At 37.0% G+C, this 16,691-nt stretch carries 15 protein-coding genes; 1 reads left to right on the top strand and 14 read right to left on the bottom strand.

Annotated elements, in window-relative coordinates; all coding sequences use genetic code 11:
* Positions 1-65: 65 nt before the first annotated feature.
* From ftsA to mraZ, 14 genes are all read right to left on the bottom strand, one after another.
* Entirely contained in the window at positions 66-1,457 is a 1,392-nt protein-coding gene (gene ftsA / locus BMX24_RS15130) for a cell division protein FtsA (RefSeq protein ID WP_089794142.1), read from the bottom strand.
* Between the two features lie 70 nt (positions 1,458-1,527).
* Complete coding sequence (locus tag BMX24_RS15135) at positions 1,528-2,514, bottom strand: cell division protein FtsQ/DivIB (protein ID WP_089794144.1); 987 nt, start codon at positions 2,512-2,514, stop codon at positions 1,528-1,530.
* Between the two features lie 425 nt (positions 2,515-2,939).
* Positions 2,940-4,298 (bottom strand): UDP-N-acetylmuramate--L-alanine ligase, encoded by a 1,359-nt coding sequence (gene murC, locus BMX24_RS15140; RefSeq protein WP_089794146.1) that lies wholly within the window; start codon positions 4,296-4,298, stop codon positions 2,940-2,942.
* A gap of 10 nt (positions 4,299-4,308) precedes the next feature.
* Complete coding sequence (locus BMX24_RS15145) at positions 4,309-4,959, bottom strand: hypothetical protein (protein ID WP_089794148.1); 651 nt, start codon at positions 4,957-4,959, stop codon at positions 4,309-4,311.
* Positions 4,959-6,062, bottom strand: coding sequence for an undecaprenyldiphospho-muramoylpentapeptide beta-N-acetylglucosaminyltransferase (gene murG, locus BMX24_RS15150; RefSeq protein WP_089794150.1), 1,104 nt, complete (start codon positions 6,060-6,062; stop codon positions 4,959-4,961). The genes BMX24_RS15145 and murG overlap by 1 nt, the downstream gene beginning before the upstream one ends.
* Before the next feature lie 10 nt (positions 6,063-6,072).
* Positions 6,073-6,315, bottom strand: coding sequence for a hypothetical protein (locus tag BMX24_RS15155; RefSeq protein WP_089794151.1), 243 nt, complete (start codon positions 6,313-6,315; stop codon positions 6,073-6,075).
* A 17-nt stretch (positions 6,316-6,332) separates the two neighbouring features.
* Complete coding sequence (locus BMX24_RS15160) at positions 6,333-7,571, bottom strand: FtsW/RodA/SpoVE family cell cycle protein (RefSeq protein WP_089794153.1); 1,239 nt, start codon at positions 7,569-7,571, stop codon at positions 6,333-6,335.
* A gap of 70 nt (positions 7,572-7,641) precedes the next feature.
* On the bottom strand, positions 7,642-8,970 hold the full coding sequence (murD, locus tag BMX24_RS15165; RefSeq protein WP_089794156.1) for a UDP-N-acetylmuramoyl-L-alanine--D-glutamate ligase: 1,329 nt from the start codon (positions 8,968-8,970) through the stop codon (positions 7,642-7,644).
* A 59-nt stretch (positions 8,971-9,029) separates the two neighbouring features.
* Positions 9,030-10,271 (bottom strand): phospho-N-acetylmuramoyl-pentapeptide-transferase, encoded by a 1,242-nt coding sequence (mraY, locus tag BMX24_RS15170; protein WP_089794158.1) that lies wholly within the window; start codon positions 10,269-10,271, stop codon positions 9,030-9,032.
* A gap of 50 nt (positions 10,272-10,321) precedes the next feature.
* The gene (locus BMX24_RS15175) at positions 10,322-11,782 is read right to left on the bottom strand and encodes a UDP-N-acetylmuramoyl-L-alanyl-D-glutamate--2,6-diaminopimelate ligase (protein WP_089794160.1); all 1,461 of its coding nucleotides are present in this window, start codon (positions 11,780-11,782) and stop codon (positions 10,322-10,324) included.
* A gap of 18 nt (positions 11,783-11,800) precedes the next feature.
* Positions 11,801-13,792, bottom strand: coding sequence for a penicillin-binding transpeptidase domain-containing protein (locus BMX24_RS15180; protein WP_089794162.1), 1,992 nt, complete (start codon positions 13,790-13,792; stop codon positions 11,801-11,803).
* Positions 13,776-14,141, bottom strand: a complete 366-nt coding sequence (locus BMX24_RS15185) for an FtsL-like putative cell division protein (protein ID WP_089794164.1) — start codon at positions 14,139-14,141, stop codon at positions 13,776-13,778. The genes BMX24_RS15180 and BMX24_RS15185 overlap by 17 nt, the downstream gene beginning before the upstream one ends.
* Positions 14,142-14,253: 112 nt before the next feature.
* Positions 14,254-15,150 carry a 16S rRNA (cytosine(1402)-N(4))-methyltransferase RsmH gene (rsmH, locus tag BMX24_RS15190; protein ID WP_089794166.1) on the bottom strand — a complete coding sequence of 299 codons (897 nt, stop codon included), beginning with the start codon at positions 15,148-15,150 and terminating at the stop codon, positions 14,254-14,256.
* Positions 15,151-15,196: 46 nt separating this feature from the next.
* A complete protein-coding gene (mraZ, locus tag BMX24_RS15195) occupies positions 15,197-15,655 on the bottom strand; it encodes a division/cell wall cluster transcriptional repressor MraZ (RefSeq protein WP_089794168.1) in 459 nt (152 codons plus the stop codon).
* A 272-nt stretch (positions 15,656-15,927) separates the two neighbouring features.
* Between mraZ and BMX24_RS15200 the strand changes: the two genes are divergently transcribed.
* Positions 15,928-16,689, top strand: a complete 762-nt coding sequence (locus BMX24_RS15200; protein ID WP_089794171.1) for an alpha/beta fold hydrolase — start codon at positions 15,928-15,930, stop codon at positions 16,687-16,689.
* Positions 16,690-16,691: the final 2 nt, after the last annotated feature.

The following is a 16,691-nucleotide window of genomic DNA, read 5'->3' on the forward strand; positions in this document are numbered from 1 at the left end:
ATGGCTGTAGGCAGTACGCGATATGCAGTACGCTTTTTTATCATTGATCCTTTATCCCCTTATATTTACTCTACTTCTTCAAAGAATTTTTTTACTTTTTCCATCAGAGACTGCCCGAAAGTCAGTTTTGCTACTCTTTTATTTTCTTTCTGCTGTTCTGAAAGTTCCTGATGCTGAATGGTTTCTGTCTGCTGAATAGGTTGCTGCAACGTTTCTGCCGGAGTCGAGGTTGTTTCAGCTTTTGGCTGAGCCTGCTCCTGGATGGCTTCTTCCACAACAATATTCTGCTTTTTATCCCTTATTTTTAAACTTTCCATTAATAATCCAATAGAAGTTGCAAATTCGGGACCTTTCAGATATTGGTTTTTGTCGTTGGCAATATATTCGTTCGCAAAACCGATTCTGCTGTCGAAACCTGTTGTATAATTGGCCAGCTGACGAAGGTGTTTTAAGTTTGAACCACCTCCTGTAAGTACAATTCCTGCAATCAGTTTTTTCTTTTGTTCGAAAGCGCCGTAAGCTTTTAATTCTGTATTGACCATTTCCAGAATTTCTTCCACTCTGGCATTGATAATCTGTGCTAAAGTTTTTAATGAAATTTCTTTATCAGGTCTTCCGTGCAATCCCGGGATTGTCACGTACGTACTGTCTTTTTCAAGCTCAGGAACTGCAGAACCGAATTTTACTTTCAATTGTTCCGCATGTTTTTCGATGATCGAACAGCCTTCCTTAATATCTTCGGTGATAATTCCGCCACCGTAAGGAATTACGCAGGTATGACGAATGATATTGTCTTTAAAGATCGCAATATCCGTTGTTCCGCCACCGATGTCTACGATCGCTACACCTGCTTCTTTTTCTTCTTTTGTAAGAACAGCCTCTGATGAAGCCAAAGGTTCCAACGTAAGGGCTTCCATTTCCAATCCTGCTTCACGAACGCATCTTGCAATGTTTCGGATGCTTCCCATCTGCCCGACAACAACGTGGAAATTAGCTTCTAAACGTTTTCCGTGCATACCGATAGGCTCCTGAATTTCGCCTTCAGAATCCACCTTATATTCTTGAGGAAGGACATGGATAATTTCTTCACCAGGAAGCATTACCAGTTTTTTCACCTGATCCTTCAATGCTTCGATGTCGTCATCTGTAATGAATTTATCCGGATGTTCACGCATAATATAATCTGAGTGCTGCAGAGAACGGATGTGTTTTCCTGCAATCCCAACCGTAACTTTACGGATAGGAACTCCAGCGCTGGACTGTGCTTCAGAAACAGCAGCTTTGATTGAATTAATGGTTTGCGAAATATTATTCACAATACCTTTGTGAACACCAAGACTCTTAGCCTTCCCGACACCGAGAACTTCAATTTTCCCGTGTGCATTCCTCCTTCCGACAATCGCGACAATCTTTGTTGTCCCGATGTCCAGACCTACTGAATACTCTTGATTTTCCATTGTTTATACCGATTTGATTTTTCTAATAATTAGGGTTTTCATCATCCCTGTCTTGTCATTCTTTTGACTCTTATTCTATTTTTACTTTTGCTTTTGTCTTCGGCTTTGCTGCCGTAGGTTTCTTCTCTGTTTTTTTGGTTTCCTTGGGTTTGGTCACCACTTTTGGCTTTGTACTTTCCTTCGGTTTTGAGGAAGTGGTAGCTGGTTTTTTAGTTTCTTTTTTCGGTGCCGCTTTTAGCTTTGGTTCAGCCGTTTTCCTGACAGGGGTAGGAGCCGGAACTTTTGCCAGTTCTTTATTCCCCGCCTTCAAAATACTGTCGTTTTCTTTGTAATAAGGATTTAAAGTCGTTACAATCTGGTTCTGGTATTTCACAGAAACCATGCTGTACTTCTGAGGATCCTGATAGACAAGGTATTTCTCAACGAAAGTTTTAAAACCTTTTACTTTAAAATCAATATGATCTAAATCTCCTATTTCTACTTTATAATTTCCTTCGCTTGTCAGAAGATTGTAGTCATTGTTATTATCTTTTGAAATTCCGATGAAATATTTTTTACTGAAATCATCTTTATCGATTTTCTCAACCAACTCAGCCAATTTTTGATATTCATCTTTTTTCACATTTCCTGTCACAAGCATGCAAGGATGTGAATAGGTTTTTGATATCGGAAATTCGATTCCTTTTTCGTCTACATAAAAATCTCTTCCGTCTTTGTTTAACCTGAAAACCGGGACTCTTTGCTTAATATCCAGGTTTAATTTTCCATTTAGGTTTAAATAAACATTAGCGCTGTCAACAGCCGGAAGGTCATTAATTTTTTTCTCCAAAGCCGGAATATTCAAATCACCGACTTTCCCGGAAGGGTTTTCTTTTTTTACGATTTCGCGGATATCTTTTTCATCGATAAAATATACCGGAGTTTTTTCATTCATTTTTACAGAAATCTTATTGTCCACAATCTTCTGACCGCTGAATTTCTTCAAAGAGAAACTCAACAGAAATCCTAGAATGATGACTGTGATGGCAATTTTTAATATTCTGTATTTATTTTTCATTTTGTTTTTTAAACGTTTTAACGCTATGCCCGCTAGGGTTTTATTTAAAAATATTACTTGTTATTTTTCGTTCGCAAAGGCGTTTCACTCAGCAAATGATAACTGAAAACATTTTTACAATTTTAGTTTTATACTTGCGCATGTGGTATTAAACTAAGCTTTTGTTTTATAATTTGTTTACTGCTCTTTTTACTCCGTCTTTAAATAGGATGGAATGAAAATTTCCCAATCCCAAGTTTACGATGCACTTTCATCCCTGCATCAAAAACTATATTTGATATTTCATTTTCTGTCATTTGTGTGTTTTTAATTACTCTTAAATGATATTTTCAGTTATCATTTGCTGAGTGAAACGCCTTTGCGAACGGAATTAATGTTTATTTGTAAAAAATTACATTGCGTTCGTAGCGTTAAATTTCTTTAAACTAATTTCCTCCCATCCACTCACAAATAGGATCATACAGCGTATCAATATTTCCTGCGCCTACCGTGAGAAGGATGTCAAAATCTTTTTCTTTTATTTTATTGAAAGCTTCATTTAATGTTGAAACTTCCTTTTTATCTAAAGTCACTTTTTCCAATAACCAGCTTGAAGTGATGCCTTTAAAATTTTCCTGAAGCTCTCTTGCAGGATAAATGTCCAGTAAAATCAATTCATCGGACTGGCTTAAACTTTCCGCAAATCCATCGGCAAAATCTCTCGTTCTGCTAAACAGATGCGGCTGGAAAGCCACCAATAATTTTTTTCCCGGGTAAAAAGTTCGGATCGAGCTCATCACTGCATTGATTTCTGTCGGATGGTGAGCGTAATCGTCGATATAAATTTTACCGTTCTGATATCTGTGTTTTGTATATCTTCTTTTAATGCCTTTAAAATTGGCAATCGCTTTCTTTAAAGTCTCGAAATCCACGCCTAAATTGTTTAAAATAGCCAATGCAACTGTCGCATTTTCAACATTGTGAATTCCAGGGATTTCCCAGATAAAATCTTTAATAGTTTCTGTCGGAGTATGGAAATCGAAATAGATTTTGTCATTCTCCATTCGAAGGTTATCTGAGTAATAATCAGCGACTTCATTCACTGCGTATGTCAGGGAAGGTCTTCCGATTTCAATGCCTTTTCTTACAAAAAGCTGTTTATCATTTGGAACCAAAGCTGCAAATTGTCTGAATCCTTCTTCAATCGTGTTTTTATCACCATAGATATCCAAATGGTCTGCATCCGTGGATGTAATCACTGCCCAATCCGGAGAAAGGTTCAGAAAACTTCTGTCATACTCATCTGCTTCAACTACAGAGTATTGTGATCCGTTGTAAAGGAAATTCGATTTAAAATTCTCAGAAATTCCGCCCAAGAAACATGAGAAAGGCAAATCTGCTTCTTTACACAAGTGCGAAACCAAGGTAGAAGTTGTCGTTTTTCCATGAGTTCCTGCAACAGCGATGCAATCTGTGTTTTCTGTAATTAATCCTAAAACTTTTGCACGTTTTAAAACATCAAACTGTTTTTCATTAAAATAATCTAAAATTCCTAAAACCTTGATCGCAGGAGTATAAATTACCAATGTATTTTCCTTCTGAAGCGAAGTGATTCTTTCATCAATGACATCTTCAAAAACAATATCAATTCCCTCGCTCATCAAAGCCTGGGTAAGTTTGGTGTTGGTTTTATCGTAGCCTGAAACTTTCTTGCCCGAAGCATGGAAATAACGCGCCAGAGCACTCATTCCGATACCTCCGATTCCAACGAAGTAAAAATTTTGATATGTTTCTAAATTGTTCATTTTTATACTATTAACTAAAAAATCTTATTCCAATCCATACAAAGAAAGCTACTGCAGAGATAATTAAAATGTTTTGTCCATGACTCCTGTCTTTTTTAGTAAAGCCATAAATTCTATCTCCGTTTGGCAAAGCTTTTTTATAATACATTAAATAAGCTCCAACAAAAACACCTAAAAATCCGGCAACAAGAGCAGAAGCGTATCCGATTATTATTAACCAGGTTGGGCTTTCTTCTTGGGTTGAAAGATCTTTAATTCTCTGTTTATTTATAATTTTTAAAAGTTCTGGATTAATTTCCTTTCCTCTTTGTTTTAATATTTTTTGAGCAAGCAGATAATCAAATTTGTTCCACTCCTCTTTTTTTGTCACGATTTCGATCAGCTCTTCATCAGAATAATCAAAAAGGTGATAATCTTCCTCTACATTTTCAATTTCTTTTTTAACTAAATCTTCTTCTAATTTCTCGACCTGATTAAAATCTTCTTTTTGAATTTTTAGTTCAAACTGTTTTGTATTAATATCTCCTCCAAAACTGGAATCCAATTGCGAAGAATTATTTGCCAATTCATAAGCAATATGATGTTCTTCAAGAATTTTAATTAATTCTAAAGCATCATCTTTATAAATGAATTTTCTATATGTCGAAAGTTCAGTTGACATTATTTAATTATTTTAAAAATCTCATCCACAATCTCTTTTGCAGCATTTGGCTTGGCAAAATATTTAAGATTTTCAGACATTTCTTTTCTTACATTTTCATTTTCGCAGATTTCTGAAAGAGTATTCCAGAATTTTTCCTGCATTTCAGAGTCTTTTACCATTCTGGCTGCGTTTTTTTCAACCAGATTCATGGCATTTTTGGTTTGATGGTCTTCCGCTGCAAATGGGAAAGGCACCAATAAAACAGGCTTTTGTGCTACCGCCAGCTCTGAAATGGCAATCGCTCCTGCTCTGGAAACAATCACATCTGCAGCAGAATAGGCTGTTTCCATGTCTTTGATGAATTCTTTCAGCTGAATTTGAGATCCGAGATCCGAGATTCGAGATTCGTTGCTCAATTCGCTGAAGTCTAATTTTCCGGTTTGCCAGATCAATTGATAGCCTTTTGCTTTAAGGTTTTCTAAGTTTTCTTTCCAACCGTTATTTAATGTTCTTGAGCCTAAAGATCCACCTACCGAAAGAATCGTCAGTTTGTCTTTATCCAAGCCCATTTTTTCTTTTGCCTGAGCTGTATCCTGCATTCCTGAAACGATAGTTGAACGAATAGGGTTGCCCAAAAACTTTATTTTTTCAGCCGGAAAACCTTCCACTTTCGGATAAGCCGTGAAAACAGCTTTCGCTTTTTTACTTAAAATTTTATTCGTTACGCCTGCGTGTGCATTCTGCTCCTGAATAAAAATCGGAATTCCCAGCTTGCTTGCTTCATACAAAGCAGGTCCACTTGCAAAACCACCTGTTCCTACTGCAAAATCGGGAGCGAAGCTTTTAATGATCTTTTTAGATTTAGATAAACTTTTTAAAATTTTAAAAGGCAAACCTAAATTCGATAGCATATTTCCTCTGTCGATTCCGGCGATATCAATTCCTTCAATCTTATAGCCAGCCTGTGGAACTTTTTCCATTTCCATTTTTCCGTTGGCTCCGATGAACAAAAACTCTGCATCCGGAAATCTTTTCTTGATTTCGTCTGCAATAGCGATGGCAGGGAAGATGTGACCTCCTGTTCCGCCACCTGATAATAATATTTTTAGTTTTTTGCTCATTTTATTAATATTATGCTGTCGGTAAATTCTCAAGTAAGTCAATAAAATCAACATACACCCAAGCCTCAATTTTGTCTTCAATTAGCTTTATTGAGATTTCTCTAACATTATAAACAGAATCATTAAGTTCAATAATTTCGGTAAATTCTAAATTATAAGATTTCAAAAAACTGATCATCTGTTCGTCGGTGTCAAATACCGACAAGTCTTCTAAACTTTTGTTATCAATGAATCTTATTAATTTTATTTCCATTTTATTCTGCTATGTTTTTAAGCGATGTCGTTGATTTCGGCCACGCTTTGTTTTTTGCCCATTCCTTCTTCATCGTAAATCTGGATTCTTGAGCTTATATTTAAAATTATCCCTAACTGCAAATAAGTTACCAGCATCGATGTTCCTCCATAACTGATTAAAGGCAATGGTTGTCCCGTCACCGGAATCAGATTCACTGCAACGGCAATGTTTACTGATAGTTGCATAAAAATCATCACACCGAGGCTGAGAACAAGCAACGATCCGAAAAATGCGGGCATTTTGCTGGCTATCATCACAATCCGGATCATCATAATTAAATACATACTGATCAGAAATGCGGCACCGATCACCCCATATTCTTCAACAATTACCGCAAAAATAAAGTCGGATGCAGACTGAGGAAGCATTTGTTTTAAGGCACTTTTTCCTGGTCCCATCCCGGTAATTCCGCCATGAACGATGGCCGCTTTGGCCTGCATTACCTGATAATTTTTAGCCTTTACGCTTTCATCATCCACATCGGCTGTTTTGGCTTTAGCCGAAGTAAATGTTTCGATACGGCTCATCCATGTGTGAACACGGTTTCCGCCAATTAGATTTGTATTTAAAGCAATTATTAAAAACAAAACAATGGCGACAAATGATGAGGAAATAAATCCTGCAATGTATTTCCAGTGCAATTGCCCTATAATCAAAACAACTACGGAAACCATTAAAATCATTAATGCCGTAGAACCGTTATCTTTCGCAACCAATACAAAAACCAATAAAATAGGCCCGAAAATGTACATAATGTTCTCAATCGGAAGCCTTTCTCGGGTAATTTTTTTGGTTAAATACCTGCAGAGATAAATAATCAACATTAAAAATGCAAACGAAGACGGCTGGAAAGAAATCGGTGTCCCCGGAATTTTCAACCATCGCGAAGCACTTGCTCCATCGATCGTCTGTCCCGTAAACATGGTGACAACCAATAAAACAATCATTAAACCAAGCAAAATACTGCTCAGCTTTCCGATGTATTCATATTTTACGGTTCCTGCCAGTCTCATGATTCCCAAACCTAAGACCACAAAGAACATATGTTTGATAACGTGACCGGTTGTAGTCCCGTTATTTACGATATATTCCAGATTCGAACTTGCAGAATATACTGGGAAAATAGAGAAAATGGAGATCACAAGAATGACCATCCAAAGTACTTTATCGCCCTTCAGGAATTCAAATCTGCTTTCTGTGTCTTGTTCGTTCATGTTATTTAATGAATAATGAAAAATTAATAATGAAAATGGGATTTCACTTTTAATTATTCATTGTTAATTCTTAATTTTTAAGCACCTGTTCTTTGAACTGACGCCCTCTGTCTTCATAGCTTTTGAATAAATCAAAGCTGGCACAACATGGTGAAAGTAAAACAGTATCTCCTTTTTTAGCCAGAGATTTTGAAATTTTCACTGCTTCTTCCATGCTTGACGTATCATAAATAAATTCTTTCTTGTCTTTAAAGAAGTTTATAATTTTCTGATTGTCAATTCCTAAACATACAATTGCTTTTACTTTTCTTTTGACTAAATCCTCAATTTCGGTATAGTCGTTTCCTTTATCTAATCCTCCGACAATCCAAACGGTTGGAGTTTTCATACTTTCTAGCGCGTAATACGTTGCGTTGACGTTCGTTGCCTTGCTGTCGTTGATATATTTTACGCCATCAATCTCAGTGACAAACTCCAGTCTGTGTTCAACCGCCTGGAAAGTCATTAATGAATTTCTGATGCTTTCATTGCTGATTTCCAAAATCTTACCTGCAATGGAAGCCGCTAAGCTGTTGGCAACATTGTGATTTCCAAGCAATGATAATTCTTCAATCTTCATTGAGAATTCATCCTTCATTTTTATCACAATTTTATCATCATCGATAAAACCTCCTTCAGACAATTTTTCTTTTGTTGAAAAAGGAATCATCTTCGCCTTTACTTCTAATTTTTCAAGGATATTTTTACTCATTTCGTCATCTTTATTGTAGATGAAGAAATTGTCATTCTCCTGATTTTCGGTGATTCTGAACTTAGCCAAAGCATATTCTTCATAATTGTAGTTGTACTGATCCAGGTGATCCTGAGACAAATTCAACAATAAAGAAATATACGGTCTAAAATTCTGAATATCATCTAATTGGAAAGAGCTTACTTCCAACACATAATACTCATAATTTTCATCGGCCACCTGCTTTGCAAAGCTGTATCCGATGTTTCCGCCCAGACCTACGTTCAACCCATCATTTTTGAGGATATAGTAGATCAAAGACGTGGTTGTTGTTTTTCCATTACTCCCTGTGACAGCGATGATTTTGGCATTGGTAAACTCCGAAGCAAATTCAATTTCAGAAGAAAGTCTGATTCCTTTCTCATGAATTTTGTGGATGATTTCTGCCTTTTTTGGAATTCCCGGGCTTTTTACAATCCAGTCTGCATTTAAAATTTTTTCTTCGTCGTGGTTTTCTTCTTCAAATTCGATCTCATTGTGTAGAAGAAACTGCTTATAGTTATCCTTAATGGCACCTTTGTCTGAAAGAAAAACTTCCATCCCTTGCTTTTTCGCCAGATAAGCAGCTCCGCAACCACTTTCTCCTCCTCCTAAAACAACTATTTTCATATTATTTTGCTTTATGCGATACGCTTTAAGCCTGATGCTTATAGCCTATTGCTGATTTTCTATCTCATCTTTAATGTAATGAGACACACAATTGCCAGAATTACCCCGATAATTATCATTCTGTTAACGATTTTACTTTCGTGGAAACCGCCCTTCTGATAATGGTGGTGTAGTGGGGACATTCTGAATAATCTATTGTTTTGGGCATATTCCAGCCCGTATTTTTTCTTTCTGTATTTGAAAACCGCTACCTGAAGCATTACAGACAGGTTTTCGATTAAGAAGATCCCGCATAAAACAGGAATCAATAATTCTTTTCTTAAAATAATCGCTAAAACAGCAATCACGCCTCCCAACATCAAACTTCCCGTATCGCCCATGAAAACCTGCGCAGGATACGTATTGTACCAGAAAAATCCGATAACGGCTCCTACCATTGCGACAGCAAAAATGGTGGTTTCACCCATATTCGGCAGGAACATAATGTTGAGGTAATCCGCAAAAATAATGTTCCCGGATAAGTACGCAAAAAGTGCCAGAGTCAGCAGTATGACCACACTTGTACCTGCGGCGAGGCCATCGATACCATCGGTAATATTGGCTCCGTTTGATACGGCTGTTACAATGAAAATCACGATCGGGATAAAAACGATCCAGGCCCATTCGTGAGCATCTTTATCATTCATCCAAAAAAGTATTCCGCTGTAATCGAACTCATTATTTTTAGCAAAAGGAACGGTGGAAACGGTGATTTTTTCTGTCGGCATAAAATTTTGCTCTACATTATTTCTGTTCACTACTTTCGCATCTGCGTATTTTCTTTTAACTGTAATATCGGGATGGAAATACATTGTAACTCCGATAATTAACCCTAATCCTACCTGTCCTACAATTTTGAATTTACCGCTTAGTCCGTCTTTGTTTTTTTTAATTTTCTTTAAATAATCGTCCAGGAAGCCAATCGCTCCCATCCAAAGCATTGAAACCAAAAGAAGCACAATATAAATATTGGTAATTCTGGTAAACAGCAAAACCGGAATGATCGTCGCCAAAATAATGATAAGACCTCCCATCGTAGGAGTTCCTTCTTTCTGTTTCTGGCCGTCTAATCCTAGATCGCGAACCAACTCGCCCATCTGTTTTGTTCTCAGATAGTTGATCACTCTTTTTCCGTAGATAAGAGCGATGATCAGAGAAAGTAAAACAGCCATCCCCGCACGGAAAGAGATGTATTTCAACATTCCTAATCCCGGAACGTGGATTCCCTGACTGGTTAGATATTCATATAGATAGTATAGCATTGGTTCTTGATTTAAAATTTAATTTATTTAAAGATCTTTTAAATTATAATTTACTTACTCATTAATTTCCAAAGCTCATTAATTACTTCTTTGTCGTCAAAATGCTGTTTCACACCATTGATCTCCTGATAGTTTTCGTGGCCTTTTCCGGCTACAAGAACAATATCTTTCGGTTCTGCAAACTTTATGGCCATTTTTATGGCTTCTCTTCTGTCCGGAATTGAAGTGTATTTGCTGAAATTCTGAGGCTCAACGCCTGCTTCAATTTCCTTTATAATGGCTGCCGGATCTTCCGTTCTTGGGTTGTCTGAAGTGATGATGGCCAATGTCGATTTTTTCGTGGCAATATTTCCCATTTCAGGTCTTTTTGCGTGATCTCTATCACCTCCGCAACCGAAAACTGTGATCAGTCTTTCGTTTTTTGTTCTGATATCATTGATGCTGTCCAGAATGTTTTCCAAAGCATCCGGAGTGTGCGCATAATCTACGATGAAGAAAATTCCTCCGTCTGATTTGAAGGTTTCGAATCTTCCTGAAACTCTTTTTAACTTGCTGATGGCCTGCAAAATTTCGTCTGATTCAAAACCAAGCTCAGAAGCAATTCCGAACACAAGCAATAAGTTGTAGACATTAAACTTTCCTGTCAGTGTCGTCCAGAATTCTTTTCCGTTGAAATTCAGCAACATTCCGTTGAAATCAACTTCCAATAATCTTCCGTGATAATCTGCCATGGTTTTCAAAGCATAAGACTTTTTCGTCGCCTTTGTGTTCTGAAGCATGACATTTCCGTTTTTATCATCCACATTGGTGATGGCAACGGCTGTATCCTGAAGCTCATCAAAAAACCTTTTCTTCGTTTTTAAATATTCATCAAAAGTTTTATGATAATCCAAATGATCGTGGGTAAGGTTGGTAAAACCTGCAATTTTGAAATGAAGACCTTCAATTCTGTTTTGCGCAATTCCGTGTGAACTAACCTCCATAAAAGCAAATTCGCAGCCTTCTTCAACCGCCTGAGCTAAAATTTTATTAGTGGTAATCACGTCCGGAGTCGTATGTGTCGCCGGAATTACTTTTTCCCCGATTCTGATTTCAACCGTAGAAAGTAAAGCAGAATCATACCCTAAATTTTTAAACACATCAAAAAGAAGGGTAGAAACAGAAGTTTTTCCATTGGTTCCCGTTACTCCGATTAATTTTAATTTTTCAGAAGGATTTCCATAGAAATTGGAAGCTAATTGACCTAAAGCTTTAGATGAATCTTTTACTTTAACATACGTAACATTTTCATCTAAATTTTCAGGAAATTCTTCACAAACGATTGTTTTTGCTCCTTTTTCAACCGAAGATGCAATAAATGAATGCCCATCCACCACCGTTCCTCTCATTGCAATGTACAAAGAGTTTTCCGTTACCTTTCTGCTGTCGAACACCAATTCTGAAACCTCACGAGCGTCGTCACCGTGAATTTCTAAAACTGGAATTCTTTTTAATAATTCAATTAATTGCATTTCCTTGATGCTTATATTTTAATTCTGCAGAGACAAATAAATTCTCTGATTTTTACTAATTGTAGTGCCTTCCAGAGGGAATTGTTCTTTAATTCTTCCAACTCCTTTATAGTCAACACGGTAGCCTAGGTTTTCCAACTGAGGAATTACGTTTTTACCAATTAAGCCAACTACATTAGGCATTTGTTTATTATTTACTGCTACTTTCACATTAGGCTCAACCATTTTATTAAGGTTTACCTTTTTGTCGACAAGCATTTCTTTTTCAATGTTTTGTGGTGTTTTCAGGAATGTTTTTCCTGCAATTTCTTTAAACACCGGGGCGGAAACAGTTCCTCCGTAAAATCCTTTTGCCGTATTGGGCTCACTGATCATCACATAACATGTATATTTCGGATTATCAGCCGGATAGAAGCCTGCGAATGAGGCACGGTACTTCATCGGACCAGGCAGCCAGTATTCGAATCTTGCGGTTCCTGTTTTTCCTGCCATTTTTAAATTGGGTGTGAAGATACTTTTCCCCGTTCCTTTTTCTACAGCTTTTGTCAATGCGCTGGTCATCATTTTAATTGCTTTTTCAGAAGCCATTTTATTGACGATCACTTCAGGTTTTGCATTGTAAATGACCTTTCCGTCTTTCATGATTTTATCGATGAATAGAGGTTTCAGCATTTTGCCTCCATTGGCAACACCGTTGTAGAAGGTTGTTAGCTGCAAAAGATTAATGTTTGATGAATATCCGTAAGCAATTGAAGCCAATGTTGCGGCATTCCATCTTTTATTTTCAGGAGTTACGATCTTTGGTTTTGTGATTCCCGGAAGCTCGATATCCATTTTGTCAAATAATTTCCAACGCTTCAGATGATCAAGGAAAATCTGAGGTTTGTCGGCATAATATTTTGTAATTAATTTTGCCGTTCCTACGTTACTGGATTTCGCCAAAACATCACTGATATCGTATGTACCACCGCCGTGACCGTCTGAAATTCTTTGTTTTGCGTATACCCAAACCCCGTTTCCTACATTTACGGTTGTATTTTCATCGATAAAGCCGTCGTCCATTGCGGCCAACAATGAAATTGTTTTAAAAGTAGACCCAGGTTCGATATTATCTTTTAAACCATAATTATAAGAATCTTCATATTCTCCGTCTTCAGTTCTTCTTAAATTAACCATTGCACGAACTTTCCCTGTCTCAACTTCCATCACAATCACAGTTCCGTGTTTGGCTTCGAAATTGATCAGCTGCTTTTCTAATGCCGAATGTGCAATGTCCTGAATTCTAAGGTCTAAAGTCGTATAAACATCCTCACCGTCAACAGGTTCCTGAACTTTCCAGAAATCAATAGGTTTCCATTGAGATGAGTTGATTCTCTGTTCTAATCTTTTCCCGTCGGTTCCTCTTAGATATTTTGAGAAAGCGCCTTCAAGTCCGGAACTGTACTCGCCATTATCCATACCGATGGTTCCGGCTCCGATTTCCGAAGTAGCGAGTTCTCTTTTGTAGTTTCTGTCTACGATGAAACCGCCTTTGTTTTTACCTTTTTTAAAGATGGGGAACTTTCTGATTCTGTCGTATTGATCGAAATCGAGACCTTTCGCCAATGCATAATATTGGTTTTTCTTTTTTCTCTGTTCGTCGAATTTTTTTCTGAATTCACCTCTGGATTTTCCGAACATTTTGCTTAAGGAATCTGTTAAAGCACCGATATTATTGGTGTAAACAGTGTCTTTCATTGTTTTGAAATCCAGATAGATGTCGTAGCGCATTACGGTTGTTGCCAGAATAGAGCCGTCGGAAGCGAATAAATTTCCACGGGCGGCTTTTAAAGTAGCTTCGCGGTAATTTTTATTGATGTAATCGTCTTTAATTTCCTGAACATTAGTATTTTGAAGGATAACAATCCTCGCCAAAAACATGACAAACACGCACAAAGCCACCACTGCAAAGAGGTAGCCCCATCTCAACGTTTTTTTACGTTTGTTATCGTATTCATTTGGTTTTTGCATCTGTACTGTCCAGTTTTATTAGCAGTTTGTGAGGATGATTTTCCAATGTCATTAAAGAGTCTTTTGCCACTTCTTTCCCCAATTCCGATTCCATTTTTACTTTGATCAGCTTACTTTGTGCGTAAGCGTTTCGCGATTTATATTCTTCTGTTTCTTCTTTTAAGGCATTAACGATTTTGATTTTTTTGTTTACTAAATGGTTACTGTAAATCATTGCCATCATTAATATAAACAACAATAGAAAATACTTGTAATGTATTTTGATCTCATCACGATTTAGGAAGTTTCCTTTTATAATGTCTATAAAAGTAAGCTTCTTCTGAGGGCGATATGTTGTTCTTTTTGCCACAGACTTTGTCTGATTTATTATTTATTTAATTGTAGTTTTTATAACCACCCCGTCAAAAATTCTTTGAATTTTCGCCACCCCTCCACAGGAGGGGAATTTGTGGGCGGAAGATTTATCCTACCTTAATTCCTGTTCTCATTTTTGCACTTCTGGCTCTTGAGTTTTCTTCGATTTCCCTGTCATCTGGGATGATCGCTTTACTCTTTACCAGCTCAAATGCTTTTTTATAATTTCCGTAAATGTCTCTTTCGGGTTCCCCTTCAAACATTCCGTTTTTCAAAAATCTTTTTACCAGTCTGTCTTCCAAAGAATGATAAGAAATTACCACCAGTCTTCCTCCCGGTTTTAAAACCTGATAAGCCTGAACCAGCATTTCTTTTAACACTTCCAGCTCCTGATTTACCTCAATTCTTATTGCCTGAAACAATTGCGCATAAAATTTATTAACCTTATGAGGAGGAATATAACTGAACAGTTTTTTCAAATCCTCTGTGGTTTCTATGCTTTTTGTTTTTCTGTGATGAACGATGTCTCTCGCCAGTTTTCTTGCTTCCCTCAATTCGCCGTAGTGGTAAAAAATGTCGGCAAGCTCTCCTTCTTCATATTCATTAATTACCCTTTTGGCATCAAGATTCTGCATCACATTCATTCTCATATCCAATGGGGCATTGCTTCTTGTCGAGAAGCCTCTTTCTGCTTCATCAAACTGGTGAGATGAAACGCCCAGATCAGCCAGAATTCCGTCTACCTGAGAAACTCCGTACATTAATAATGAATTTTCCAGAAACCTGAAATTTTGATTAATTAATGTAAATCTCGGATCATCAATTGTATTTTTAAGAGCATCTAAGTCCTGGTCAAAACTAAACAGCCTTCCTTTATCCGAAAGCCTGCCCAATATCTCTCTTGAATGGCCTCCGCCACCAAAAGTACAGTCCACGTATGTTCCGTCTGGATTCGTTACCAAATCATCAACACTTTGCTTCAACAAAACGGGGTTATGATACATGTTTAAGTTGTGTTTTTTTCTCGCTTTTATTACTCATTCAGCGTGGTTATTCTTCATCGAAAGTGCCCATCACATCTTCGGCAAGGCTGGCAAAATCGGTCTCATTGATAGAGATTACCTTTTCGTAGGCATCTTTATCCCAAATTTCAAACAATTCTCCTGCGCTTGTAATCACAATATCTTTCTGAAGATTTGCGAAATGTGTCAGGTCTTTCGAAATCTGTAATCTTCCCGCATTATCCAATTCTACTGTTTTTACTCCTGCCGTAAACATTCTAATGAAATCAGCATTCTTTTTAATAAATCTGTTGAGTTTATTAATTTTGCCCATCACCTTATCCCACGCATTCATGGGGTAAACTTCCAGGCAGGGTTGGAACACAGATCTTTTAACTACAAACGCCTTGTCGTCGAAGTTTTCCATCTGCTTGATCAATGATGAAGGGACTTTTAAGCGGCCTTTGTCGTCGATTTTACACTCATATGTTCCAATGAAACTTTTCATTTGGGACAAATTTATATAATAATTTCCAAAATTTCCCACTTTTTCCCACTTTTTGCCTTAATGTTAATAAGTTTTATCAAAGATTGAGTTTCAGGGTTCTAATTTGTTGATATGATGGATGTTGTAGAAAGTGTTATTTCGGCCATAATAAAGAGGTTCTTAAAAAAGTAAGGAAAAAGCAGTCTAGTATATTATTTTTATTTTAAATTAGGGTAATCAAAATATTTTTGAGGTTTAATTTGTATTTTTGCAAGGCTTTATTAAGGCATTATATGATATTTAGTACAAAAAAAGAAAAGAAATATACCTTTGTTGAGGCGGGAGAAGGACATCCATTGGTGCTGCTGCACGGTTTAATGGGTGGTTTGAGTAATTTCGATAAGATGGTGGATTTTTTTTCAGACAGAGGATTCAAGGTATATGTTCCTCAGTTGCCAATCTACGATTTGCCGGTACTCAATACGAATCTTACGACTATTGCAAAATATATCGCCAAGTTTATAGAAACCCATGTTGAAGGCCCTGCAACGATTGTGGGAAATTCTATGGGAGGTCATATTGGACTTATCTTAACACTGGCAAGACCGGATTTAATTAAAAATCTTGTCCTTACAGGAAGCTCAGGTTTATACGAAAGAACTTTTGGGGATAGTTTTCCCAGAAAAAACGACCGTTCCTATATAAGAAAGAAAACAGAAGAGGTTTTCTACGATCCAAGTATTGCAACCGAAGATTTGGTGGATGAAGTTTTCAGCGTGGTGAATGACAGGATGAAAGGCATTAAAACGGTAATGCTGGCAAGAAGCGCGATCAAACACAATATGCTGAATGATCTGCCTAAAATTCTGACACCAACGTGTCTGATCTGGGGAAAACAGGATAATGTAACCCCTCCTGAAGTGGCGGAAGATATGCACAAATTTATCCCGAATTCGGATCTTTTCTGGATTGATAAATGCGGGCATGCTGCGATGATGGAAAAGCCGGATGAATTCAACGAAATTCTCTACAGCTGGTTAAAAAATAAAGTTTAAAA

It is taken from the genome of Chryseobacterium wanjuense (genome assembly GCF_900111495.1).
Taxonomy (GTDB): Bacteria; Bacteroidota; Bacteroidia; order Flavobacteriales; family Weeksellaceae; genus Chryseobacterium; species Chryseobacterium wanjuense.